Raw genomic sequence first — 22,307 nt, forward strand, 5'->3', positions numbered from 1 at the left:
AAGTTTTTTTAAATTTCACGATTTTTATTCTTATATTAAAAAAAATATTTACATTTGCAATATGTTAACAATGAGCAACAATAATTGGTGGTGGCTTTCAAACTCGTCGGGTCTGGAAGTATTGTCATGTTGCTAATCTACAACAGAGATATAATTAAAAACAATATACATAAGACTTTGACGGCTGCGTTGAAGTCTTTTTTTTGTTTAATTAAATTAAAAATAAACTACAAATGTTCAATAAAAAAATAAAAATAAAAACCGTATCCAAAAAAACATTGGGAGATCTCCGGACCCCGATGACTATTTATCTACAGATCCGTGACAAATTCAGGGATACGATCCTTTTGGAAAGCTCGGATTCTAAAAATATTGACAATAATTTTTCGTTCATCGCCATAAATGCCGTTGCCGGAATTGAAATTAAAAATTTAAATGAATTTGAAATAAAGCTTCCCAGACAGGAGCCTATTAAACAGTTTATCATTGAGCATAAAATAGCAGATGTTTTCCAGCATTTTTCCAATATTTTTCACTGTGAAAAAACCAATGATCCGGTAGAAGAAACGGCGCAGAGCTTATTTGGATATACCAGTTTTGAAGCGGTACAGTTTTTTGAAAATATTTCATTTAAAGCCCAAAGCCCGGAAGTCGAAATCCCGATTCTACGGTACAGACTTTATCAATATGTCATAGCCATCAATCATTACAGTGATGAAATGTATATCATTGAAAACCAGATCGAAGGCGTAAAATCTGAACTTTATTTATTAGAAAGCTTAATTAAAAATCAAAATTCCGTTATCTATCCTTTCGAAAAAAACGGAAAAGAAACCTCCAACCTTACTGATGAAGAATATCTGGAACTCGTAAAAACCGCGCAGAAACATTGTATGCGGGGTGATGTTTTCCAATTGGTTTTAAGCAGAAGATTCGAACAAAAATTTAAAGGTGACGAATTCAATGTTTATCGTGCCTTGAGGAATATCAATCCCTCCCCTTACCTGTTTTTCTTTGATTACGGCAATTACAAATTATTTGGTTCAAGCCCTGAAAGCCAGTTAATTATTAAAAATAACAAAGCAATTATTCATCCCATTGCAGGAACTTTCAAAAGAACGGGACATTTTGATACCGATTTACAATCGATTGAAGAATTGAAAAACGACCCGAAAGAAAATGCGGAACACACCATGCTGGTTGATCTGGCCAGAAATGATTTAGGCAAATTGGGGAAAAATGTGACGGTTACAAAATTGAAGGAAATTCAACTTTTTTCGCACGTGATTCACATGGTGAGTGAAGTTACCGCCGATCTTCCCGAGAAAACCAACCCGTTTGAGATGGTCGCGACAACCTTTCCACAGGGGACTTTAAGCGGTGCACCCAAACATAAAGCCCTTCAATTAATCAATACTTATGAAAAAGATTCCCGAGGATATTACGGCGGCTGCATCGGAATGATTGGGCTCAACGGAACCTGCAATCAGGCCATCATGATCCGGACTTTTTTAAGCAAAAACAATACGCTGTATTACCAGGCCGGAGCCGGATTAGTAGCAAAATCCAACCCTGAAAGTGAGTTGCAGGAAGTAAATAATAAACTGAATGCATTAAAGAAAGCCGTTGAAAAAGCGGGGAAATTGGTTGATAGCTATTAAAATTAATTAACCTTAAAAAAAGAAGAAAATGAACAACGATATAAATCCAACAACCAACCAACAAATATCAACTAAAGTCTTAGTTTTTGATAATTATGACAGTTTCACATACAATTTGGTTCAGATTATAGAAAGAATTTTGAACTCAAAAGTTGATGTCGTGAGAAACGACGAAATAACGTTGGAGGAAATTGGAAAATACGATAAAATCATCCTTTCACCCGGTCCGGGAATTCCTGAAGAAGCGGGAATTTTATTAGACTTAATTAAAGAATATGCTTCTACGAAAAGTATTTTGGGCGTTTGTCTTGGTCAGCAGGCTATTGCAGAGGCTTTCGGAGGAAGTTTGATCAATCTTACTGAAATCTTCCACGGAGTTGCCACTACAGCAGATCTGGTGAAAAATGACACCAAACTTTTCAAAAATTTGTCGGGCGGATTAGAAGTCGGAAGGTATCACAGCTGGGCCGTAAATCCGGAAAATTTCCCGGAAGAACTGGAAATCACAGCAGTGGATAAGGACGGAATGATCATGGCGCTGCAGCATAAAAAATATGATGTACACGGCGTTCAGTTTCATCCTGAAAGTATTCTGACACCCGATGGTGAAACGATTATTAGAAACTTTTTAAACCGATAGCAATGACAAAAGAAGCGTTTGAAAAGTTCTTGAATCAAAAAGAAATTTATTTGAAAAGCAGTCGGACAAAGAGCTCCGACAACCAAGTTCTGAATATTTATGCCTACATCCTACAACATGAAAATAAAGACAGCGACTGGTGGATTGAAGATCATGGAACAAACGATATCATAAGAATAATTCAAAGATCTGATGAGGATATTTTCGACAGGATAAAAGAAGATATTTTTAATTGGAGCGGCGAACAAATTGAACTTTTTGCACAAACATTGCTTTCAAATGATTTTAAAGATTATAAAGTGAATGAAAGAATCAGACTTTATCTCGAATTATTTGAAATACCAAGAACAGATTACGATTTGTACGATATTTTCTACAGCGCCAATATAGATCTGAAACTTGCAGAAAAAGAACTTTTAATACAACTCGCAGAAAAGCTGAAATTCAGCTCTGTTGAGGAACTTTTGAACTCGGTTTAAGATGAAAACAGCAACACAAAATCCCTCAAACATACAATCTCCACAAATGAAAGAAATTTTACAATATTTATTTAATCATCATACTTTGTCCAAATCTGAGGCGAAGGCAACGATGATTGAAATTGCTCAAAATAAATTCAATGCAACAGAAGTTACGGCTTTTATCAGTGTATTTCTGATGCGCAATATCACGTTGAAAGAGCTTGAAGGCTTTCGGGAAGCCCTCTTGCAAATGGCCGTCTTCGTAAATTTGGATGCAGGTAATGCGATGGATATTGTCGGAACCGGCGGTGACGGAAAAGATACCATCAATATTTCAACACTGGCAAGTTTTGTGGTTGCGGGAGCCGGGCAAAAAGTTACCAAACATGGGAATTACGGGGCTTCTACCATCACCGGTTCATCGAATGTTCTGGAAGAGCTTGGCTATCAGTTCAAAAACAATTCAGATCAATTACAGCAGGATTTGGAGAAAGCAAACATCTGTTTTTTACATGCTCCTTATTTTCATCCCGCCCTTCAATCGGTAGGAACATTGAGAAAAGCGTTGGGTTTGAGGACATTTTTTAATCTTTTAGGACCTTTGGTAAACCCGGCTAAACCTCAATATTCGATGATTGGGGTATACAATTTGGAGATTGCCAGAATTTATCAGTATTTGCTGCAAAAAGATGAAAAAGACTTCGTTCTCGTTCACGGAATGGATGGCTACGATGAAATCAGCCTTACCCATGACAGCAAGATTATCACGAAAAACGGGGAGGAAATTTATTCAACAGAAGATCTGGGTTTTGATTCAATCAGTCCGGAAAGCATAAAAGCAGGGAAAAAAACCCGGGAAACCGCAAAAATCTTCAGAGATATCCTGCATGGAAAAGGAACGGAACAACAAAATTCTGTGGTTCTGGCCAATGCTGCCGTTGCGCTTTATCACACGGGTAAATACGGGAGTTATGACGACTGTCTTCTGGCAGTGCAGGATAGTTTATTGGGAGGAAAAGCATTGAGATGCCTGGAACGGCTTTTGGAGTAATAAAAAAATACAAAATGACAATCTTAGACACCATCATACAAAGAAAAAAAGAAGAAGTTGCCCTGTCAAAATCAAAAATTTCTGTTGAAGAATTGAAGAATTCTGAGTTTTTTGAAAGAGAAAAATTTTCATTAAAAGAAAGTTTAAAAAGTAAAACAGGAATCATTGCAGAATTCAAACGGCAGTCTCCTTCAAAAGGAATAATTAATAATAAGGTATCCCCTTTGGAAGTAACAACAGCTTACGAAAATTTTGGAGCAAGCGGAATTTCAATTCTTACCGATAAAGACTTTTTTGGCGGAAGTTTTGATGATATTGTAGAAGTAAGAAATCATATTAATATTCCAATTTTACGAAAAGATTTCATGATTGATGCATATCAGTTTTATGAAGCAAAAAGTCTTGGAGCCGATGTGGTTTTGTTGATTGCAGCCTGCCTTTCACCAGATCAGATCATGGAATTTACAGAGCTTTCGCACGAACTCGGACTGGAAGTTTTATTGGAAATTCATACTGAAGAAGAACTCCAACATTTTAATGAGAAAATTGATTTGGTTGGAATTAATAACAGAAATTTAAAAGACTTTAAAGTTGATCTGCAACACTCTGTACAATTGAAAAATCAGCTTCCGGAAGGTGTTTTATCCGTTGCAGAAAGTGGAATTTATAGTATTGAAGATTTTAATTATTTAAAAACAAAAGGATTTGACGGTTTTCTGATGGGTGAATATTTCATGAAAAATGATAATCCTGCAGAAAAATTTAAGAACTTTACCAATAATATAAAAGTATAATCGTTTAATAATGAACTCATTGATAGAAAATCAAGCTCTGAAAACCAGATTGAAAGTATGTGGTTTAACGAGAATCGGGCAGATTCATGAATTAATTTCTATGAATGCAGATTTTATAGGATTTATTTTCTATGAAAAGTCGCCCAGATATGTTTTGAACCATTTGAGTTTTGAGAATATTTCAAAGATAAATCACAAAGGAAAAGTAGGTGTCTTTGTAAATGAAACGATTGAAAAAATTATAGAAACAAGCCAAAAAGCAGATTTGAATTTTATTCAACTTCACGGCGATGAAAATGAAAATTTTATTTCAGAATTAAAAGAAAAATTGAATCCGGAAATGAGGATTATTAAAGTGATTAGAGTTGGAAGCTGGAGGCCGGAAGTGAGAAGCGAAATTCAAACAACGGTCAACCAGCAGCACAAAACCAGCAACTATTTCCTTTTTGACACCGATTCCAAAGCCTTTGGCGGCACCGGAAAACAATTTGATTGGAATATTTTAAACCAAATTGAAATACCGCTTCCCTATTTTTTAAGTGGCGGAATTTCAGAAGAAAATATAACTGATATTAAAAATTTAAATCAAAAACCTTTTGCAGTAGATATTAATTCAAAATTTGAAATTGAAGCTGGAGTGAAAGATTTAAATAAAATTAAAAATTTGAAAATGCCCTAAACATTTTTATTAAAAACAAAAAAACAAAATGAAAAAATATTATTCGAAAAAACTTAAAATTCTGAAGCTCAAACGGATGAATTTACAATCGATCAGAAAATCAATGCATCATGCATTCTTTCCGGTCAAATTTAAAAACGAGAAAATTGAAAAATTACACGATTTCATCTCACAGAATGACCGCGATGCCGAATATTGGCAGCTCAATGGCTTGTTAGGCGAATTTATCAATATCATTAAAAATTTCAATCAGGATGATGTTCGTTTTTTCTTTAACACGATTAATCTCTGGGACAGTTATCATCTGGTAATAATTGCCGATAAACTGCTTGATCCCACCGTAAAAGCAAGTGTAAAATACGATTTTGGATTTGTTTACTGCAGGATTTTTTGTCTTTATGAAAAACTGGATTCCTATTATCTTGTAGACAGTTTAGAAATTGCAGTAAATATGTATGATTCTAAATTAAATTTAAGCATGTTGGTTGATTTAGCTACAAAAATCAATCTATTATTCCAAAACAAGCAAATTACAAAACAACAATTAGATTATAACCTTTCATTTATAAACAAATTGCAGAATGAATTACAAAAACCCTGATGAATACGGATATTATGGAGAATTCGGAGGTGCTTTTATCCCTGAAATGCTGTATCCTAATGTAGAAGAATTGCAAAAAAAATATCTCGACATTATTGAATCTGAAGATTTTCAACGAGAATATCAGGATTTATTAAAAAATTACGTCGGACGATCAACACCTTTATATTATGCCGAAAATTTAAGCGATAAATATCAAACTCAAATTTATCTAAAAAGAGAAGACCTAAATCATACCGGAGCCCACAAAATCAATAATGCCCTGGGACAGGTTTTATTGGCCAGACATCTGGGAAAAAGGAGAATTATGGCAGAAACCGGCGCCGGACAACACGGCGTGGCGACTGCGACGGCTTGTGCTCTTCTTGGTCTGAAATGTATCGTTTATATGGGCGAAATCGACATCCAAAGACAGGCTCCCAATGTGGCGCGGATGAAAATGCTGGGCGCAGAAGTCATCGCCGCAACTTCCGGCTCAAAAACGTTGAAAGATGCTGTAAATGAAGCATTAAAGGACTGGATCAACAATCCCGTAACGACCCATTATGTCATTGGAAGCGTCGTGGGTCCGCATCCTTTTCCAGATTTGGTGGCAAGATTTCAAAGTGTCATTTCGAAGGAAATCAAGGAACAGCTTCACGAGCAAACCGGAAGGCAAAATCCCGACTATGTCATTGCCTGCGTTGGTGGCGGAAGCAATGCTGCAGGAGCTTTTTACCATTTTGTAGAGGAAGAAAATGTGAAGCTTCTGGCCGCCGAAGCCGGAGGTCACGGAATCGATTCGGGAATGTCTGCCGCGACCACTTTTCTCGGCACATTGGGCGTTCTGCATGGCAGCAAAAGCTTGGTTATGCAGACCAAAGACGGGCAGGTTATCGAGCCCCACTCCATCTCTGCTGGGTTGGATTATCCGGGAATCGGACCTTTTCACGCGAATTTATTCAAAGAAAAAAGGGCAGAATTTTTCAGTATTAACGATGATGAAGCTTTAAAATCGGCGTTTGAATTAACAAAACTGGAGGGAATTATCCCGGCTTTGGAAAGTGCTCATGCGTTGGCTGTTTTGGAGAAAAAAAGCTTTGATCCAAAAGATGTCGTCGTGATTTGTCTGAGCGGCCGCGGTGATAAGGATATGGAAACGTATTTGAAAAAGTTGGAGGATGGAAGTCTGAAAATGGAAGTTTAATTCAGTTATAAAAATGAAAATTTGTCAACTTAAACTCAATGTAAATTTATGAACTACAATAACTTCGAGCTTCCCGCATCTGGCATCCAGCCTAAAAAACTCAACATATACTTCACAGCAGGAATCCCACAACTGGAAGACACTCCTGAAATCATCAAACTCATCCAGGATTCCGGTGCCGATATGATGGAAATCGGGATGCCATATTCTGATCCGGTTGCCGACGGACCAGTCATCTCCCAAGCCCACGAACTGGCTCTGAAAAACGGAATGACGATTTCAACATTATTTTCTCAGTTGAAATCCATTAGAAATGAAATAAAAATTCCGGTTATTCTGATGGGATATATCAATCCCGTTTTAAGCTTTGGTTTTGAAAACTTTTGTAAAGAATGCTCTGAAAGTGGCGTTTCCGGATTAATTATCCCCGATTTACCTCCTATTGAATTCGAAAAAAATTACAGAAAAATGTTGGAAACATATAATTTAAATTTCACATTTTTAGTGACTCCCGAAACTTCTGACGAAAGAATTTTATATCTGGATTCCCTGAGTTCAGGATTTTTGTACGCCGTAAGTTCCTCATCCACAACAGGAAACGAAAACACCGAATTAAAAAACGAAGATTATCTTTCAAAATTAGCCTCTCTCCCTCTAAAAAATTCTGTCATGATCGGTTTTGGAATTAAATCAAAAGAAGATTTTGAAAATGTCACCGAAAAAGCAGACGGAGGAATCATCGGCACGGCTTTTGTGAAAATTTTACTACAAAATAGAGATTGGAAGAAAAATGCGATAGATTTTGTCCATTCCATAAAAGCATAAAAATCACTAAATTTGTGTATCAAAAAATGGTATGAACACACATCAAAATAAAGTAGTAGAATTTGAAGATTTAGGAACAAAAGAATATCAACCCGCTTGGGATTATCAGGAAAAACTGATGAAAGATATTATTGATACCAAAATAAAAAATCGCGATCTGCCTGCTGAACAACATATTACGACCTCCAATCACTTTCTTTTAGTCGAACATCCGCATGTCTATACCCTCGGAAAAAGCGGTCATGAAGAAAACATGCTGGCGGGAATGGATCAGCTGAAGGAAATCGACGCTACTTTCGTAAAAGTGAATCGTGGCGGCGATATCACCTATCACGGGTACGGACAAATCGTTGGCTATCCTATCCTGGATCTTGAAAATTTCTTCACAGATATCCATAAATACATGAGAAATCTTGAAGAAGTAATCATCAGAACAATCGCCGAATATGGTTTAAAAGGTGAACGTTCTCCGGGCGAAACGGGAGTATGGCTGGATGTTGGGAAACCTTACGCCAGAAAAATCTGTGCAATGGGCGTAAAAGCCTCCCGTTGGGTAACTTTACACGGTTTTGCCCTGAATGTAAATACCGATATGCGTTATTTTGAATACATCATTCCTTGCGGGATCAAAGATAAACAGGTAACTTCTATTAAAAGAGAGCTGGAAAGAGATCTGACTCCTGAAGAAATGGAAGATATTAAGGCTAAAATCAGAAAACATTTTTCGGATGTTTTTGAGGCGGAATTGGTGAGCAGATAAAAGATTTAAACCAATCTTTGTCATTCTGAAAGAATCTAAACTAAGTTTTAAAATAATTGTAGAAATTCTTTCAGAATGACAAAGATTATGTGTTTTTATTATCAGCATTAAAAATTATCTCGTCACAGAGTCACTTTTCTTAAAAGCATCCACCTTTTTATAAGAATCATTTTTCTCTTTTTCTTTTTTATCAGAAATTAAAATTCCGAAGAGATGGTCGATTTCATGCTGGAAAATCACCGCTGTAAAACCTTCTACAATTTCTGAATATTTTTGTCCTTTCAAATCAACATATTCCAACTGAATAACTTTACTTCTGTAAAACTGATCCCTGAAATCAGGAATCGACAAATCCCCTTCCGGGCCGAGATTCTGTAATTCTGATCTCCATACAATCACCGGATTGATGAAATATTCCAACGACTGTTCTTCCTTATCAAAACGCTGAACCCAGATAATTTTTCTATTGATTCCGACTTGTGGCGCCGCAATTCCTACTCCGCCATCAGTTGATAAAAGAGATTCTTTCATTCTTTTGACCAATGTTGCCGTGTTTTTATCCAACGGATCGATTTCCGTAGACAAGCTTAATAGAGTTTTATGCTGATTTTCATCCGTCGTCTGGTAAATCGGTAATGCCGAGTTGATATCGCCTTGGTTGATGATTGATATTTCACTCGAAGTTAATTTCTGAGCGTTGATTAAAACGACGAAAAATATAAATACAAAAGATAATTTTTTCATTTTTTTGATGGGTGTTTTACAAATATAATTAATGTAGTTATGTTTTGGTTAAAACCATTTGACTTTTTTGCATAAAAAAACGGGCTAAAGCCCGTTCCTATTGATCGTTATATTATTTAAGGCCTCGACTACGCTCAGCCTGACAGTGGAAAAATATTGCAGATAGTATTAGCGTTGTCAGGCTGAGCGTAGTCGAAGCCTATTAAATATAAAACTAAAAAGTTTTCGTCATATCCGCCGGAATAATCAAGTTAAAATCCGTTGGAATATAATCTTTTTCAGGAACTTTCAATTCCGGGTTTTCGGATTCAAAAACAGAAATTACGGCCATTTTCAGGTTGGGATTTTTCTGTTTGATGTACCAATAAATTCCGCCGAATTCTTTGCTGTGATAATTTCCGTTGTAATGAATAAACGTCTTTCCGGCCTCTAGGTTTTTCAAAATAGATTCTGCCATGGTAGCGTCTTTCGTTGCCTGCGCAGAAATAAAATTCATCACCTTTGTTCCGTCTGCATGATCGCCCATCATGGTTTTCATTTCAGGATAACCGGGTGTGTCCAGGGTCACTTTTATTGGCAGCTGAGCGATGTATGTTTTCTCTTTTTCACTTAAATTATTTAAAGATTCCAGCCCTTCTTTTGCAGTCTGGGAAGCATATTTTCTAGGAATATTCGTAGCGATGAAATTCAGTTTTTTAGCTTTGGCAAAATCTACCAGCGGTTTGTAATCTGTCGCATAATTATTCCATAAACGTGCTGAATCTTTCAATGTTTTTGCATCAAATTTTCCATTCAAATATTGATTTAACTGAACCTGATTGTCTCTTTCAAACATTTCTGCCCCTAAAATGATCTGTCCTTTTTTCTTTTCAAACAAAGCTTCCGTAATTTTCAGCTGAAGCCAGTGATTGATAGAACTGTTATGATTTTCACCAAAGAAAACCACATCGTATTCAGCCAGTTCTCTGACTAATTTTTCAGGCTTAATTTCCTTTCCCTTCTGATTATAAAATTGATAGGCTTTGAATTTCTGAGCATTGACCGAACAGAAGACTACAAGCAATATCGTTAGGAAAATATTTTTCATTTTTTATTTTAATTTTTTTTTTAAACACGAATGACACGGATGATTTTCACAAATATCACAAATTATTATTAAATATATACTTGAAAAATTAGTGTCATTTGTGAAAATATTTGTGCAATTTGTGTTTCTAAATTAAAAAAAGCCGCCCTGCAAAAACAAAACGGCCTTATAAAATCATCTAACTATTTATTTTTCAAGATCTGCTACAAGGTCTTTCCACTCTTGCAGTTCAGGAATTCCCGGTTTTCTTTTCCCGAAGAACTGAACGATGAAATCGCCTTCATTATTAAATACTTCGATAGCCGTTACTTCCCCGTCTTCTGTTGGTTTCTTTACAATCCAGGCTTCAGCGATTTTCGTTACATCAAGGTGTAAATTGAAATCAGGATCCATGACATTAAACCATTGCTGATGCCAAAGTGTTTTTTTCACGTTTCCTGTGTGAATCTGGATAATTCCTCTGTTTCCAACGAAAATCATGATCGGAAGCTCTTTTTCAGAAGCATCTTCAAGAACGTTAACCACTTTTGCACTGTCGATTTTTTTAGCAAAACCTTCCGGAGCCAGTCTCAATGCCTGTGTTCTGCTTACCCCGAATTTTCTTGTCATCATGAAGAAATCATGGGTATCTTTCAGTTCTGTCCAAGCTTTTTGGAAACCTTCCACATCAATTTCAGCATCGTCTTTTTCAGGAGCTTTCGGAGCTACAGCTTCAAATTCGAGAGTTTCGTTCTGATCCTCTGCCTTAAATTTTTCAACAATAGCATCGAAAGCAGCATCATTACTGTCTTTTGTTAAGTAAATCTTATGCAGCGCCAATCCGTCTTTTCCGAAAAATTGTAAACTTTTTTTATCACCTTCAATGACAGCAAACGCAAATTTCCAGTGGTTCAGGAAAATTCTAAGATCGATATCTTCCCCTACAAAAAGCTGTGCGTGTGGGCTGCTGAAATCTCCGTTCAGGTAAGTTCCTTTTCTTTCGTGAACGCATTCGTCGTTGCGTGTAAGTGCCATTACTTTGCCCAATTGTTCTGCATCAGTCAAAATATCTTTAAACTCCGGCTTAAAAACCGTTACGCCGTTTCCAACATTCGTTGCTAATAATTCTGCTTCGCTTACTCCTAGTTGTGCAGCTGCATTTCTGATTCTCAAATGTGGATTTTCAGCTTTCAGAGCTTCCCATTTTTCCTTCAAATCGTTTACTAATGTGCTCATTATTTTATTTTTTTATGGTTAAAACTGTATAATTTCTTGTTATTGTTTCGTTTCCTGTTTTACTTTTCACTTCTTCTTCCTTTTCAGAGATTTTCATTCTTTTAAAATGACTTTTGGAAACCGTTTGTTCCATTTCATCCGTATTGTACAAGATAAAATCGAACTGAGTAAAAGGTAATTTTTCCATGAAATTTCTTTGTCCGAAAGTCAGCACAAAAGTTCCGTTATCTTTGAGTACCCTGTGAATTTCATTTAAAAAATCAACCGGTTCTTCCCAGAAATACACGGTGTTTACGGTAAATATTTTATCGAAAGTTTTATCTTCAAAAGGAAATTTTTTCCCTTCATACAATACAAATTCGGCCTGGTTTTTAAATTCTTCATTTAATCTTTTGGCTTCGTAATGCATTGTTTCAGAAATATCAATCCCTGTATAGTGTATATTTTGGGCTTTATTTACAATACTTTTAACGTGATCAGCATTCCCATGACCGATTTCAAGAACGGCCTCATTGTCTTCAATTAAAAGTGTTTTAATGCTTTCCAGCGTCATTCCGATGTTGGTGGCATTCATCATCTCGCCGATTTCGATTCCTTTTTCTCCCTGAGGATTGGCCAGATTTTGAGCTAATATTTTTAAGTTTTCGTTGTCCATCTTATCCAAAAATAATCATTGGGTTATTCGTAATCGGGTGTCCGCAAATCGTGCATGGAAAATTGTACGCTTCACTGATATTTTCGGCAGTAAAGACCTCTTCCGGGCTTCCATAAGCAGCTACCCTTCCGGATTTCATTAATAATATTTTGTCTGCATATTGTGCTGCAAGATTCAGATCATGGAGAACAACGATTGCCGAATTGGCTTTTTTGGTGAAATTTTTAATCGTTTCTAAAGCTTTATATTGATGTTTAACATCTAAATTATTCAAAGGTTCATCGAGAAAAACCAGTTTATGTGCAATTTTATTCTGCAGCTGAGCCAATACTCTCGACAAATGCACGCGTTGTTTTTCTCCACCGGACAACGTATTGTATTCCCTTTCTTTCAGGTGGAAAACATCTGTTTCCTGCATCATACTGTTCATCGCATCATGATCTTCCTGTCTCGGCTGGGCATCGAAATACGGGTAACGCCCCATCATCACGACATCCTGCACCTCGAGCGGAATATCATTGCTGTTGTGCTGGGAAAATTTCGCCTTGTGCTTCGACAATTCCTGAACTTCCCAATCGTTGATATTTTTATTCTTAAATACAATCTTCTGATTCGATTTCACTTCATTCGCCAAAACACTCAAAAGACTGGATTTTCCGGCACCATTCGGACCGACAATGGCTAAAAATTCGCCATATTCCAAAGAAACATCAACACCGTTCAGAATATGAAATTCCCTGTGTTTATAATTGATTTGATGTGCCTTTATCATTATAAAGATTTTTTGAATTTAACTAAAATCGCGATGAAAATCGGACCACCCATTAATGCCGTCAGAATCCCGATCGGTAATTCCGAAGGTTCTACAATGCTTCTGCTGAACGTGTCTGCCGTTAACAATAAAATACTTCCGCAAATCGCCGATAATGGCAAAATGAACGCATAATTTGATTTAAACGAAAGCCTTAAAATATAAGGGACAATAAGCCCCACGAAGCCGATCGTTCCCGAAAATGCGACACAACTTCCGACCATTAATGCCGTAATGATGATGATCTGTTTTTTTAATCTTTCTACATTGATTCCTAAATGCTGGGCATCTTTTTCACCTAACATCATTGCGTTCAATGCTTTACCTTTCGGCAATAAAATGAAATAAGAAATGATTAAAACAACGGTTAAAATAATATTCTTCGTCCATGTTGCAGCGGCCAAACTTCCTAAATTCCAAAATGTTAAATCTCTCAACTGGTCGTCTTTTGAAATATAAATCAAAAAACCAGTGATCGAAAAACCGATGGCTGTAATCGCAACTCCGCTTAACAACATCATGACAACATTCGTCTTTCCTCCGCTCGTAGAAATCCTGTACACCAGCAACATTGATAAAAAAGAACCGATGAAAGCTGCAATACCTACCAATGAAAATTGTACGGCTTCAGGAAGATATTCTTTGAAATGCCCTCCTAAAACAATCGCAATGGCGGCAAGTAACGTCGCTCCCGATGTGAGTCCGATTAAATCTCCTGTCGCTAAAGGATTTTTAAACAGTCCCTGCAATCCCGTTCCCGAAACCGCAAGCATGCTTCCGATGAGAATAGCCATGATAATTCTGGCTGCTCTTACGTCCCAAACGACATATGTATCACTCAATGATATTGTTGGATCTCCTTTAATTACTTTTCCTAAAATTTCAAACGCGGACTTACCACCGAAGTCGTAAACCCCTGTGTTAAGTGACCATACCGCTATCATGATAAGCAGTATGGCACTTATGGTGATGTAAACGTATAATTTACTTTGTGTTTTCAACTAAAAGTTTGTTTAATCCTACTGCAGCCTCTCCTAATCTCGGTCCGAAACCTGAAACCAAGCCACCGTCCATTGCGATGATTTTCTTGTTTTTACCCGCGTTTGTCTGTGAAACACCCGGCATTTTTAAAGCCCCCTCATTTCCTCCGGCACCTTGTAATCCGCTTGTGAAAAAGAACAGAATATCAGGATTTGCTTTTACAACTGCTTCAGGAGTTAACGGCTTGAAATCTTCGAAATCATTCACGGCGTTTTCACCACCTGCAAGTCCGATCAATGCAGCCATTGGCGTATTTTTACCTGAAACCATCAGCATATTTCCTCTTGCGTAGATGAACAATACTTTTGGTTTTTTAGCGATGGGCTGGATTTGTTTTAAATCTGCATCGATTTTATCGTTCAATTTCTGATAATCTGTATTTCCGATCGCTTTTGCTACGTCTGCAATTAATTTTTTAGTTCCGTCAACCGTAAATTCCTGTTTAAAAATTTCGGTCTGAATCTTTGACTCTTCGATTTTTTTCATTAATTCTGGGTTGATGTCTTTATCAGACGCTAAAATTAATGTCGGAGAAACCGCCATGATCGGCTCGATCGTCATTGATCTTACGTGACCTAAATCTTTAGCCGTAGCTTTCAAAGATTCTGGATATGTGCTTGTAACATCGGTTCCTACGATTTCTTTTTCGTGGCCTAAAGCTGCTACGATTTCTGTAATCCCACCGTTTAACGTTACAATTTTATGGGTAGATTTTGGTGTTTCAGAACTTACTTCCGTAGTATTTTCTTTTTTCGCTTCTTCCGCTTTTTTGCAAGAATACACTGCGACAAGCACAGAAGCTGCAAGGATGAATTTTTTCATGATATACTATTATTTGATTTATTTTTTGATTTTTAATACTTGATTTTAAAGCAAAGGCGTTTCACTCAGCCAAGTCCGCATTATTTACAGAGGTTTATATTCGAATTGAGGTCTGCCTCTTTCGCCTGCCGTATTGGTAAGTCTGGTGAATCTTAATTTGAAATAAAACCCTTCCGGATCTTTGATGATGTAGAAACGGTCGCCGTAGACTTCCAGTCCGTTTGTACCTACAGGATTTCTCCAGTTGGCACCGATTACACGCTGATCATTATAAACGAATTTCGACTGATCGATATCTGAAGTTTTAAAATTATTATAAGCTTCCACACCCGATCCTGAAGTTACCAGAACCTCATAAGCCCCGACTCCGGCTACATTATTTGTCGTAACAAAATCAGCATAGATATAGCTTCCCGCTCCCGCAATGATATTGGTAAATACCGTGAAACAGATATCCCATTTCTTTTTTTCGGGCTGGATAAACACTTCTTTATTGTTTTTTAAACTTACAAAACTGTAGTTGTAAGCTGTGTTTTTTGCGATGGTCAGTTCTTTGTGTGTCGTTGCACCAAGCTCTGCATATTTCACTTTGTAACCGCCATCGGTAGTTCTTACAATCTGAACTTTCATCCATCCTCTGCTGTCACCGCCCGTCGCTACTGAACCTGTGGGAACCGAACCTGTATAAATTTCCTTGCCCATATTCACTAAGTAAACCGCATTTTCAGCATCATTGGCTTTAATTTCGCCAATTGCCGTGTATCCTGCGGGGAAATTACCATTCACATCATCAATATAAATTTCATTTGCCGGATTGAAATTGGCAACCTGTACCTGATTTTTTAGAGAAGTAAGATTCGATTCTGTTACCATATCTATGTTGGTGGCATCAGGAATTTTTCCTGCAGCCATCATGATGGATGAATTTAAAACTACTTTAAAAGCGCTTCCGGAATAAAAAGCAAGATCCCAGTCTGTTCTCTTCGTAAGAATCTCGGCATTGGCAGACAAATCAAACCAAACCTGGTTCGGCTGGGTGGCACCACCTACATCAGGATCTACTCTTGCTCCGTCTGAAGGTGCTACAGCAACGGGATCTTCATTATCATTAATACACGATTGAGATATAAAAGAAGTTCCTATTAATAAACAAAATAGTATTTTTTTCATTTTTAATGATTTAAAAATTATAATTTAATCTGGCAAAATAACTTCTGCCGTAGAATAGATTCTGCTGATTGGCTGCGGCATTATGACCGTCACCCGACTGAATGGTATTTCTTACATTCGTTACATCAAAAATATTTTTGATTCCGGCACTTATTTCGAAATGATTTTTAAAAAAAGGCTGGCTTACGGTGAAATTCATCATATTAAAATCACCGATTTCCCCTAAAACATACTGCCCCGGATCTGTCGGATCCTGTGCATTTCCCTGGTGAGTGTAGCGTTTTTGGGTTCCGGTATATTTATAATAAAGGGCAAATAAAGTTTTGGTATACGGTAAGGTGTAATTGGCTGCCAGATTAGCTTCAGCGTAATAATTAAAATCATCCGGCGAAGTGATATTTCCGGTATTCAGAACCTGGGAAATTCCCATCACGGAAACCCCTGCATTGAAGGTTAAATCTCCTTTTCTTATGTTCAATCCGCCTCCGAATAAGATGGATTTATAATTGTCAACATTTAAAAAAGTGATTTGCAGAGGACTGTTATTAATAATGACATCCTCAATTCTGTTCTTTACATCAAGGTACATTCCCGAAAGGCTGTAGTTGAACTTCCAGTCAGAAGAATTGGTTGTCGAGTAATCCCAGAATAAAGCTGCAGAATATCCGGTTTCGGGCTTCAGGTTTTCATTTCCTCTGATATCATGGTTGTTGTCGACTACAAAAGTATACAATTCATCATATGTCGGAAACCTGTTGGCAGAGCCGAATACTGCACGAATGTCTGATTTTTCAGTAGTTTTAAGCCTTACCGTTGCAGAATAATTATATTGTGAATCAAATTGATCACTCAATGCCAATCTCACTCCCGGACGTAATGATACCCAATCGTTTATCTTCCATTCGGCAGAAACAAAATTGGCATAATTAAATATCGAACGTTGAATATTTTTACCGTTATTATTGCTTTCAAAAGTAGTAGCATCGGCAAAACCTTTTGTACGGTCTAGTTCGTATCCTACTTGAAAATTGATCTTCTCACTGTCCAGAAAATTACTGAACATTCCTCGCGAATAGAGAACATCTGATTTATAAAAAGTAACTTCAGGATCTCTTGATAATTCCTGTCTGTTGGGAACATCATAAGTATATTTTTGTGATTTTCTCTCCTGGCTTTGGTAAGAAAAATCTCCGTTGTAGTTTATTCTGCCCAGTTTTGTCTGAATATTAAACTGATGAATCCATCTTTTTGTATTGTAATCGATATCATCTGAAGTGTAAGTTCTGTTGCCAGCTCCGAGATACAACTCATTGACTAATGGATTATAATAATTGATTTTTTCCGAAAGAAAATTCAGTTTATAATAAAAGCTTGTGTTGTTTTTGCTGTACCGGATCGTTCCGTTGGTGGTGATCTGATCTTTCGGCTGCCAGTCGTAACCGCGCAGTCCGTCATTATTTTCGCTAAAATATTTGTAGCCGTTCAGCACACCTTTATAGCCTTGAAAATCATTATGATTGATGTCTGCTGCTACCGACCAGTTATCATTAATTTTATATCCAAGATTTAAAGACTGAATATGTCTTCCGTTTCCTTTTTTAAACCAGTCGTAATCTTTTCCCACCGTTTCTTCCTGTACAGAAGCCAGTGCTGTGAATTTTTTACCGTAATTTTTTTTAGTGATAATATTAATGACTCCCGCCACTGCATTATTTCCGTATTCAACTCCCATGGAACCCTTTACCACCTCTATTCTTTCAATATTATTCACATTGATTTTGGTAAGATCCACCAGGTTTCCCATTCCTTCATCGCTTACTACCGGGATATTATCAATAAGAATTTTTGTGTATTCTCCGCTCAGTCCCATGATATTGGCGCTGGAATTTCCTGAGCCTTTATTGGGTTCTATCAATATGTTCAGATTTTGGTTCAGAACTTCTGCAACATTTGTAACGGCCATGTTTTTAATCTGTTGTGCATCAATAACCTCAACTTTATAAATGGATTTGTTGATAGACTGCTGCATGTACTGACCCGTTACTACAACTTCTTCTATTTTCTTCTGGCTAAGAGTATCTTTTTCCTGTGCATTCACCCATAAGACTGTGGATAACGATAGAACGGAAAGCACTTTCTTCTTCATAGACACAAAAATTTTTGACAAATATATGATTTTATTTAGAACAGTTAAAAATAAATAATTACTTTTGTGGAATAATTCTAAATAAAAATAACGTTATGAAATTAAAACTACTTTTAGGAACTTTGATGTTTGCTGCTGTTACAGCTCATGCACAAGTAGCTACTCTTAATGAAAATTTCAACAACTTTACCCCCGGAAACACCACTTTCCCACAAGGAGGATGGTCTGCAGTGGTTGCAGCTCCTACAGCCACACCTCCACCTGTATCACCAAGAATGATTGTAGCAGCTGATGCCAATGATGCCAACAATAAAATGGTGCAATCTTATGCCGGAAACAATGGTGCCGCACCATCATATTTAATTTCACCTCAGATTGTAGCTCCTGCAGGAGACAAAACATTAACTTTTGATACAACATTAGTTTCCCCGTCTCCGGGTCCGGGAACCATTCAGATCGGATTGGCTTCAAACCCGACAGATATGTCGACTTTCGTACCGGTAGGAAACCCAATCACTGTTGCAACCATCGGAACTGTACAGAATATCAGTGTAAATATTCCTGCTTCTGCTTCACAATATCTGGTGTTCAGATTCACTCCATCAGCGACGCACGTTGCTGTTCAGATTGACAATGTGGTGTACAACACCTCTACAACGTTGGGAGTTTCTGATCAGTTAAAATCAAAAGAAGAAATCAGGTTTGCTGTAAATTCTGACAATACTGCTTTACAATTTGTGACCAGAAAAGACCCTAAAAACATCCAGGTGTATTCTGCCGGCGGACAAAAAGTGGCAGAAGGTAAATTAACCGGACAACTATTTGACATCAGCACTCTTCAGACAGGCGTTTATTATATGCTGATCGAAACTGCAGAAGGAAATGCGGTGAAATCAAAATTCATTAAAAAGTAAAAGATTTATTAGACTATAATTTGCACAGAAGGCCGATTAATCCCGTATTAATCGGTTTTTTTATTTTTCTAAAACTCCATATTGCGATATATTAATATTCAAACAAGATAAAAATCATGTTTTTATTTAGAATCATTAAAAATAATTTAAATAGTTTTGTAGAATAATTCTAAATAATAAAACTATAAATATTAAAGATATTATGAAAACAAAACTACTTTTTGCTTCAATGCTTGCTTTGGGAGTACAGCAGACTGCCCTTGCCCAAGTGGATGCCAACGGATATACAGCCGTGAATATGACAATGGGTGCAGGCTACCAGAATCGAGTTTTTTTTGACTTAAGTGCAAACAGTATCGTTTCACAACCCGCAAATTCCTGGGATATTGCGTTCTACAGAAATTCTGCGATGAGTTTTGGGACAAGAATTAATGATGCGCAGAATATTGAGGTTTACCAGGCATCCAACAATCCAAACGACTGGAATACCATTACCACCAATAATGTTTCTACTTACGGAAATCCTCTTTTTAATCTTGACAATACAACGGCTCTTCAGGAAGGGGCATTTGAGCAGGGAACCGCTACTTACGGATGGGGAGAATATAATCCCGGAAACCACCATGTAGAAGGAAAAGTAATTTTTATTTTAAAATATCTGAGTTCCGGAGAATATATAAAATTCATGATTGATGATTATTTCGGGGGTTACACATTCAAATATGCAAAATGGAATGCCTTATCGTCTTCATGGGATGCAACGGTTTCTAAAACCATCGCCAACGGATCTGATGATGCGTATTTTAATTATTTCTCTTTCGCAACAGGAGAAAAAGTTAGCAACCAGGAACCTTCAAAGGCAAACTGGGATCTAATGTTCACCAGATATTGGACGTTTTATGCCAACATTATGATGTACAGAATGGCGGGCGTCATTCAAAATTCGAATATTACTGTAGCAAGAGTTCAGCCTGAAACACAAGCCGTTGCTACAAGTACTTTACCTCCTTCTGCAACATTTTCAAGCAATATCACGACCATCGGACATTCATGGAAACCGACTTCCGGAGCCCCGACTTCTGATGTGGTATATTATATCAAACAAGGTTCGGAATATTACAGATTGTATTTCATTTCCAATGAAGGAACAGCTACGGGAAATATGTATTTTAAATATAAAAATATCACTTCGACACTGGGAGTTACTGACGTTGCAGGTAAAAAAGCATCTTTCGGAATTTACCCAAATCCTACGACAGCCGACAAACACGTAACTGTTTTATTTGATGTTAAAGAAAAAGCAAACAACAAGGGTTCTGTGGAGGTTTATGATCTGTCCGGTAAAAAAGTATATTCGGCGGAGTTGACGAACCAGGCTGGTTTTTATAAGCAAGATTTGAACTTATCTCATCTTTCGTCAGGAAATTATTTAGTAAAAATTACTTTCGGCGGAAGCACGGAAACGAAGAAACTGATCGTGAAATAGTTGAAAAAGTAAATGGTCAATTGTCAATCGTGAAGTTTAAAAATTGACAACAAAGAGATTTCACCGTTCACTATTCATATCAAAAGAAATACTTTCTATTTTTTCTAATAAAAGGCTGTCCACGATTGTGAGCAGCCTTTTAGATTTTATGCTTAAGTTTGGAAGATGGGAGATGGAGGATGCAAGTTTTTTCAATATGATAAACTTCCGGCTTCCTGCTTCAGACATCCAGCCTAAAACTTACAATGTTTTAAATCCTTTATAAACTAAAGTCGAGCTTTCCAGCATTTTGGAAGCATCTCTTCTGAAATCCAACAAGTGATCCTGCCCGCTGTGACGGTTCAAGTGTTCTTCACTTTCCCATAATTCGACCATAAAAAATGTTCCTTTATTATCTTTATCTTCGATAAGGTCATACTGAATACATCCCTCTTCCTTTCTGGTTTCTCTTACCAAAGTCTGAAAAAGCTCTACCGCTTCCATCAGGTAATTTTCATTAAACTTGAAAAGCGCAATTACATATATGTTCATATTATTTTTTTAATGATGTAAAAGTAAAATATTTTCAGGGTAGAAGATATTTTTCGGCCTTTTATTTTTCCACAAAGAAGAGAAAAATCATTAAAAAACAGATTTATAAATCGTTATGGAACTCATCACAATTACCAGCAGACCAATGACTATAAACATACTTTTCACAGGTAATTTTGCAGTGAGCATGGCAGAAAACGGTGCGGTAACGATACCTCCTATCAAAAGTCCTAAAATAATGTTCCAATGCTGGATTCCTAAAGTGAAAATAAAAGTAATGGCCGCCGTAAGGGTGAGAATAAATTTCGCCACCGTAGAACTTCCCACTGCAAATCTGGGGGTAAAAGAATTTTTAATTAAAGTTCCGGTCACCAAAGGTCCCCACCCGCCTCCGGCAAAGGAATCGATGAAACCTCCGATCACTCCTAATCTCGTAAGATTGGTTTTTCTTTTTAATTTTTTATCCTGTTTTTTCTTAAAAGCATTCGACAAGATCTGAATTCCAAGATACAGGGTATAAAAAGCGATGATTGTTTTGGTGATTTTCGCGTAATATTCGCCAAGATACGTCAAGGAAACGGCACCCATAATCGCCCCGATCACAGCAGGAATTGCCAGTCTTTTTACCAGACTTTTACTTACATTTTTAAGTTTGATATGACTGATGCTTCCCGCTGCTGTAGTAAAACTTTCCGCAGAATGAATACTCGCACTGACAATATGCGGTGGGATATTCAAAAATAAAAGTGTAGTGGTACAAATCACGCCATAGCCCATTCCCATTGATCCGGCGACGATTTCCGCCAAAAAACCAACCAGCATCATCCAGTAAAAAATATAATTGTCTTTTGCTAAAATGGTTAAAAGTTCATCAAGATAGCCCATTTCATACATCGAAAAAACTGCGATAAACAATACTGCCAATGTCACAAAAAATACATTGAGCCTGATCTGAACTTTTCTGGAAATTACCATTTTTTTTTATGTTTTCTAAAATTTTTAAACCATTAAGAAAAGATGTAAGGAG

The 22,307-nt window shown here is 36.9% G+C and carries 23 protein-coding genes; 12 read left to right on the forward strand and 11 right to left on the reverse strand.

Annotated elements, in window-relative coordinates; all coding sequences use genetic code 11:
* Window positions 1-233 precede the first annotated feature (233 nt).
* The 10 genes from BMX24_RS10510 to lipB are packed head-to-tail and all read left to right on the forward strand — an operon-like array spanning window position 234 to window position 8,658.
* Complete coding sequence (locus BMX24_RS10510) at window positions 234-1,661, forward strand: anthranilate synthase component I family protein (RefSeq protein ID WP_089792297.1); 1,428 nt, start codon at window positions 234-236, stop codon at window positions 1,659-1,661.
* Between the two features lie 28 nt (window positions 1,662-1,689).
* Window positions 1,690-2,301, forward strand: coding sequence for an anthranilate synthase component II (locus BMX24_RS10515; RefSeq protein WP_089792299.1), 612 nt, complete (start codon window positions 1,690-1,692; stop codon window positions 2,299-2,301).
* 2 nt (window positions 2,302-2,303) lie between these two features.
* Entirely contained in the window at window positions 2,304-2,780 is a 477-nt protein-coding gene (locus BMX24_RS10520; RefSeq protein WP_089792301.1) for a hypothetical protein, read from the forward strand.
* A gap of 46 nt (window positions 2,781-2,826) precedes the next feature.
* Window positions 2,827-3,813: an anthranilate phosphoribosyltransferase gene (trpD, locus tag BMX24_RS10525; protein ID WP_089792878.1), complete on the forward strand. Its 987-nt coding sequence runs from the start codon at window positions 2,827-2,829 to the stop codon at window positions 3,811-3,813.
* 14 nt (window positions 3,814-3,827) lie between these two features.
* Window positions 3,828-4,607 carry an indole-3-glycerol phosphate synthase TrpC gene (trpC, locus tag BMX24_RS10530; RefSeq protein ID WP_089792880.1) on the forward strand — a complete coding sequence of 260 codons (780 nt, stop codon included), beginning with the start codon at window positions 3,828-3,830 and terminating at the stop codon, window positions 4,605-4,607.
* 10 nt (window positions 4,608-4,617) lie between these two features.
* Window positions 4,618-5,286 carry a phosphoribosylanthranilate isomerase gene (locus BMX24_RS10535; RefSeq protein ID WP_089792302.1) on the forward strand — a complete coding sequence of 223 codons (669 nt, stop codon included), beginning with the start codon at window positions 4,618-4,620 and terminating at the stop codon, window positions 5,284-5,286.
* Between the two features lie 28 nt (window positions 5,287-5,314).
* The gene (locus BMX24_RS10540) at window positions 5,315-5,887 is read left to right on the forward strand and encodes a hypothetical protein (RefSeq protein WP_089792304.1); all 573 of its coding nucleotides are present in this window, start codon (window positions 5,315-5,317) and stop codon (window positions 5,885-5,887) included.
* Entirely contained in the window at window positions 5,868-7,073 is a 1,206-nt protein-coding gene (trpB, locus tag BMX24_RS10545; RefSeq protein ID WP_089792306.1) for a tryptophan synthase subunit beta, read from the forward strand. Before BMX24_RS10540 ends, trpB begins: the two co-directional genes overlap by 20 nt.
* Before the next feature lie 48 nt (window positions 7,074-7,121).
* The gene (gene trpA / locus BMX24_RS10550; protein ID WP_089792308.1) at window positions 7,122-7,898 is read left to right on the forward strand and encodes a tryptophan synthase subunit alpha; all 777 of its coding nucleotides are present in this window, start codon (window positions 7,122-7,124) and stop codon (window positions 7,896-7,898) included.
* A 31-nt stretch (window positions 7,899-7,929) separates the two neighbouring features.
* Window positions 7,930-8,658, forward strand: a complete 729-nt coding sequence (gene lipB / locus BMX24_RS10555; RefSeq protein WP_089792310.1) for a lipoyl(octanoyl) transferase LipB — start codon at window positions 7,930-7,932, stop codon at window positions 8,656-8,658.
* A gap of 114 nt (window positions 8,659-8,772) precedes the next feature.
* Here lipB and def read toward each other — a convergent pair whose 3' ends face one another.
* The 9 genes from def to BMX24_RS10600 all read right to left on the reverse strand — a co-directional run bounded on the left by def (window position 8,773) and on the right by BMX24_RS10600 (window position 18,349).
* Window positions 8,773-9,402, reverse strand: coding sequence for a peptide deformylase (gene def, locus BMX24_RS10560; protein ID WP_089792312.1), 630 nt, complete (start codon window positions 9,400-9,402; stop codon window positions 8,773-8,775).
* Between the two features lie 214 nt (window positions 9,403-9,616).
* Window positions 9,617-10,489, reverse strand: a complete 873-nt coding sequence (locus BMX24_RS10565) for a ChaN family lipoprotein (RefSeq protein ID WP_089792314.1) — start codon at window positions 10,487-10,489, stop codon at window positions 9,617-9,619.
* Between the two features lie 186 nt (window positions 10,490-10,675).
* The gene (locus tag BMX24_RS10570; protein WP_089792316.1) at window positions 10,676-11,704 is read right to left on the reverse strand and encodes a hemin-degrading factor; all 1,029 of its coding nucleotides are present in this window, start codon (window positions 11,702-11,704) and stop codon (window positions 10,676-10,678) included.
* A 4-nt stretch (window positions 11,705-11,708) separates the two neighbouring features.
* The gene (locus tag BMX24_RS10575) at window positions 11,709-12,359 is read right to left on the reverse strand and encodes a class I SAM-dependent methyltransferase (RefSeq protein ID WP_089792318.1); all 651 of its coding nucleotides are present in this window, start codon (window positions 12,357-12,359) and stop codon (window positions 11,709-11,711) included.
* Window position 12,360: 1 nt separating this feature from the next.
* Window positions 12,361-13,131, reverse strand: coding sequence for a heme ABC transporter ATP-binding protein (locus BMX24_RS10580; RefSeq protein WP_089792320.1), 771 nt, complete (start codon window positions 13,129-13,131; stop codon window positions 12,361-12,363).
* Window positions 13,131-14,171, reverse strand: a complete 1,041-nt coding sequence (locus tag BMX24_RS10585) for a FecCD family ABC transporter permease (protein WP_089792322.1) — start codon at window positions 14,169-14,171, stop codon at window positions 13,131-13,133. Before BMX24_RS10585 ends, BMX24_RS10580 begins: the two co-directional genes overlap by 1 nt.
* Entirely contained in the window at window positions 14,155-15,033 is an 879-nt protein-coding gene (locus BMX24_RS10590; RefSeq protein WP_089792323.1) for a heme/hemin ABC transporter substrate-binding protein, read from the reverse strand. Before BMX24_RS10590 ends, BMX24_RS10585 begins: the two co-directional genes overlap by 17 nt.
* A gap of 84 nt (window positions 15,034-15,117) precedes the next feature.
* The gene (locus tag BMX24_RS10595; RefSeq protein WP_089792325.1) at window positions 15,118-16,203 is read right to left on the reverse strand and encodes an HmuY family protein; all 1,086 of its coding nucleotides are present in this window, start codon (window positions 16,201-16,203) and stop codon (window positions 15,118-15,120) included.
* Window positions 16,204-16,213: 10 nt separating this feature from the next.
* Window positions 16,214-18,349 carry a TonB-dependent receptor plug domain-containing protein gene (locus BMX24_RS10600; RefSeq protein ID WP_089792327.1) on the reverse strand — a complete coding sequence of 712 codons (2,136 nt, stop codon included), beginning with the start codon at window positions 18,347-18,349 and terminating at the stop codon, window positions 16,214-16,216.
* Window positions 18,350-18,444: 95 nt separating this feature from the next.
* Between BMX24_RS10600 and BMX24_RS10605 the strand changes: the two genes are divergently transcribed.
* Entirely contained in the window at window positions 18,445-19,263 is an 819-nt protein-coding gene (locus BMX24_RS10605) for a T9SS-dependent choice-of-anchor J family protein (protein ID WP_089792328.1), read from the forward strand.
* Window positions 19,264-19,465: 202 nt separating this feature from the next.
* On the forward strand, window positions 19,466-20,749 hold the full coding sequence (locus BMX24_RS10610; protein ID WP_089792330.1) for a T9SS type A sorting domain-containing protein: 1,284 nt from the start codon (window positions 19,466-19,468) through the stop codon (window positions 20,747-20,749).
* Window positions 20,750-20,989: 240 nt separating this feature from the next.
* On the opposite strand, the gene BMX24_RS10615 is transcribed toward BMX24_RS10610, so the two are convergent.
* Window positions 20,990-21,280, reverse strand: coding sequence for a putative quinol monooxygenase (locus tag BMX24_RS10615; RefSeq protein ID WP_089792332.1), 291 nt, complete (start codon window positions 21,278-21,280; stop codon window positions 20,990-20,992).
* A gap of 90 nt (window positions 21,281-21,370) precedes the next feature.
* Complete coding sequence (locus BMX24_RS10620; RefSeq protein ID WP_089792334.1) at window positions 21,371-22,255, reverse strand: sulfite exporter TauE/SafE family protein; 885 nt, start codon at window positions 22,253-22,255, stop codon at window positions 21,371-21,373.
* Between the last annotated feature and the right edge of the window lie 52 nt (window positions 22,256-22,307).

It is taken from the genome of Chryseobacterium wanjuense (assembly GCF_900111495.1).
In the GTDB taxonomy this organism is placed as follows: Bacteria; Bacteroidota; Bacteroidia; order Flavobacteriales; family Weeksellaceae; genus Chryseobacterium; species Chryseobacterium wanjuense.

Excerpts from the sequence above, each read along its gene's own strand:
- BMX24_RS10510 (WP_089792297.1), top strand. The coding sequence starts at position 234 with ATGTTCAATAAAAAAATAAAAATAAAAACCGTATCCAAAAAAACATTG.
- BMX24_RS10515 (WP_089792299.1), top strand. The coding sequence starts at position 1,690 with ATGAACAACGATATAAATCCAACAACCAACCAACAAATATCAACTAAA.
- BMX24_RS10520 (WP_089792301.1), top strand. The coding sequence starts at position 2,304 with ATGACAAAAGAAGCGTTTGAAAAGTTCTTGAATCAAAAAGAAATTTAT.
- trpD (WP_089792878.1), top strand. The coding sequence starts at position 2,827 with ATGAAAGAAATTTTACAATATTTATTTAATCATCATACTTTGTCCAAA.
- trpC (WP_089792880.1), top strand. The coding sequence starts at position 3,828 with ATGACAATCTTAGACACCATCATACAAAGAAAAAAAGAAGAAGTTGCC.
- BMX24_RS10535 (WP_089792302.1), top strand. The coding sequence starts at position 4,618 with ATGAACTCATTGATAGAAAATCAAGCTCTGAAAACCAGATTGAAAGTA.
- BMX24_RS10540 (WP_089792304.1), top strand. The coding sequence starts at position 5,315 with ATGAAAAAATATTATTCGAAAAAACTTAAAATTCTGAAGCTCAAACGG.
- trpB (WP_089792306.1), top strand. The coding sequence starts at position 5,868 with ATGAATTACAAAAACCCTGATGAATACGGATATTATGGAGAATTCGGA.
- trpA (WP_089792308.1), top strand. The coding sequence starts at position 7,122 with ATGAACTACAATAACTTCGAGCTTCCCGCATCTGGCATCCAGCCTAAA.
- lipB (WP_089792310.1), top strand. The coding sequence starts at position 7,930 with ATGAACACACATCAAAATAAAGTAGTAGAATTTGAAGATTTAGGAACA.
- def (WP_089792312.1), bottom strand. The coding sequence starts at position 9,402 with ATGAAAAAATTATCTTTTGTATTTATATTTTTCGTCGTTTTAATCAAC.
- BMX24_RS10565 (WP_089792314.1), bottom strand. The coding sequence starts at position 10,489 with ATGAAAAATATTTTCCTAACGATATTGCTTGTAGTCTTCTGTTCGGTC.
- BMX24_RS10570 (WP_089792316.1), bottom strand. The coding sequence starts at position 11,704 with ATGAGCACATTAGTAAACGATTTGAAGGAAAAATGGGAAGCTCTGAAA.
- BMX24_RS10575 (WP_089792318.1), bottom strand. The coding sequence starts at position 12,359 with ATGGACAACGAAAACTTAAAAATATTAGCTCAAAATCTGGCCAATCCT.
- BMX24_RS10580 (WP_089792320.1), bottom strand. The coding sequence starts at position 13,131 with ATGATAAAGGCACATCAAATCAATTATAAACACAGGGAATTTCATATT.
- BMX24_RS10590 (WP_089792323.1), bottom strand. The coding sequence starts at position 15,033 with ATGAAAAAATTCATCCTTGCAGCTTCTGTGCTTGTCGCAGTGTATTCT.
- BMX24_RS10595 (WP_089792325.1), bottom strand. The coding sequence starts at position 16,203 with ATGAAAAAAATACTATTTTGTTTATTAATAGGAACTTCTTTTATATCT.
- BMX24_RS10600 (WP_089792327.1), bottom strand. The coding sequence starts at position 18,349 with ATGAAGAAGAAAGTGCTTTCCGTTCTATCGTTATCCACAGTCTTATGG.
- BMX24_RS10605 (WP_089792328.1), top strand. The coding sequence starts at position 18,445 with ATGAAATTAAAACTACTTTTAGGAACTTTGATGTTTGCTGCTGTTACA.
- BMX24_RS10610 (WP_089792330.1), top strand. The coding sequence starts at position 19,466 with ATGAAAACAAAACTACTTTTTGCTTCAATGCTTGCTTTGGGAGTACAG.
- BMX24_RS10615 (WP_089792332.1), bottom strand. The coding sequence starts at position 21,280 with ATGAACATATATGTAATTGCGCTTTTCAAGTTTAATGAAAATTACCTG.
- BMX24_RS10620 (WP_089792334.1), bottom strand. The coding sequence starts at position 22,255 with ATGGTAATTTCCAGAAAAGTTCAGATCAGGCTCAATGTATTTTTTGTG.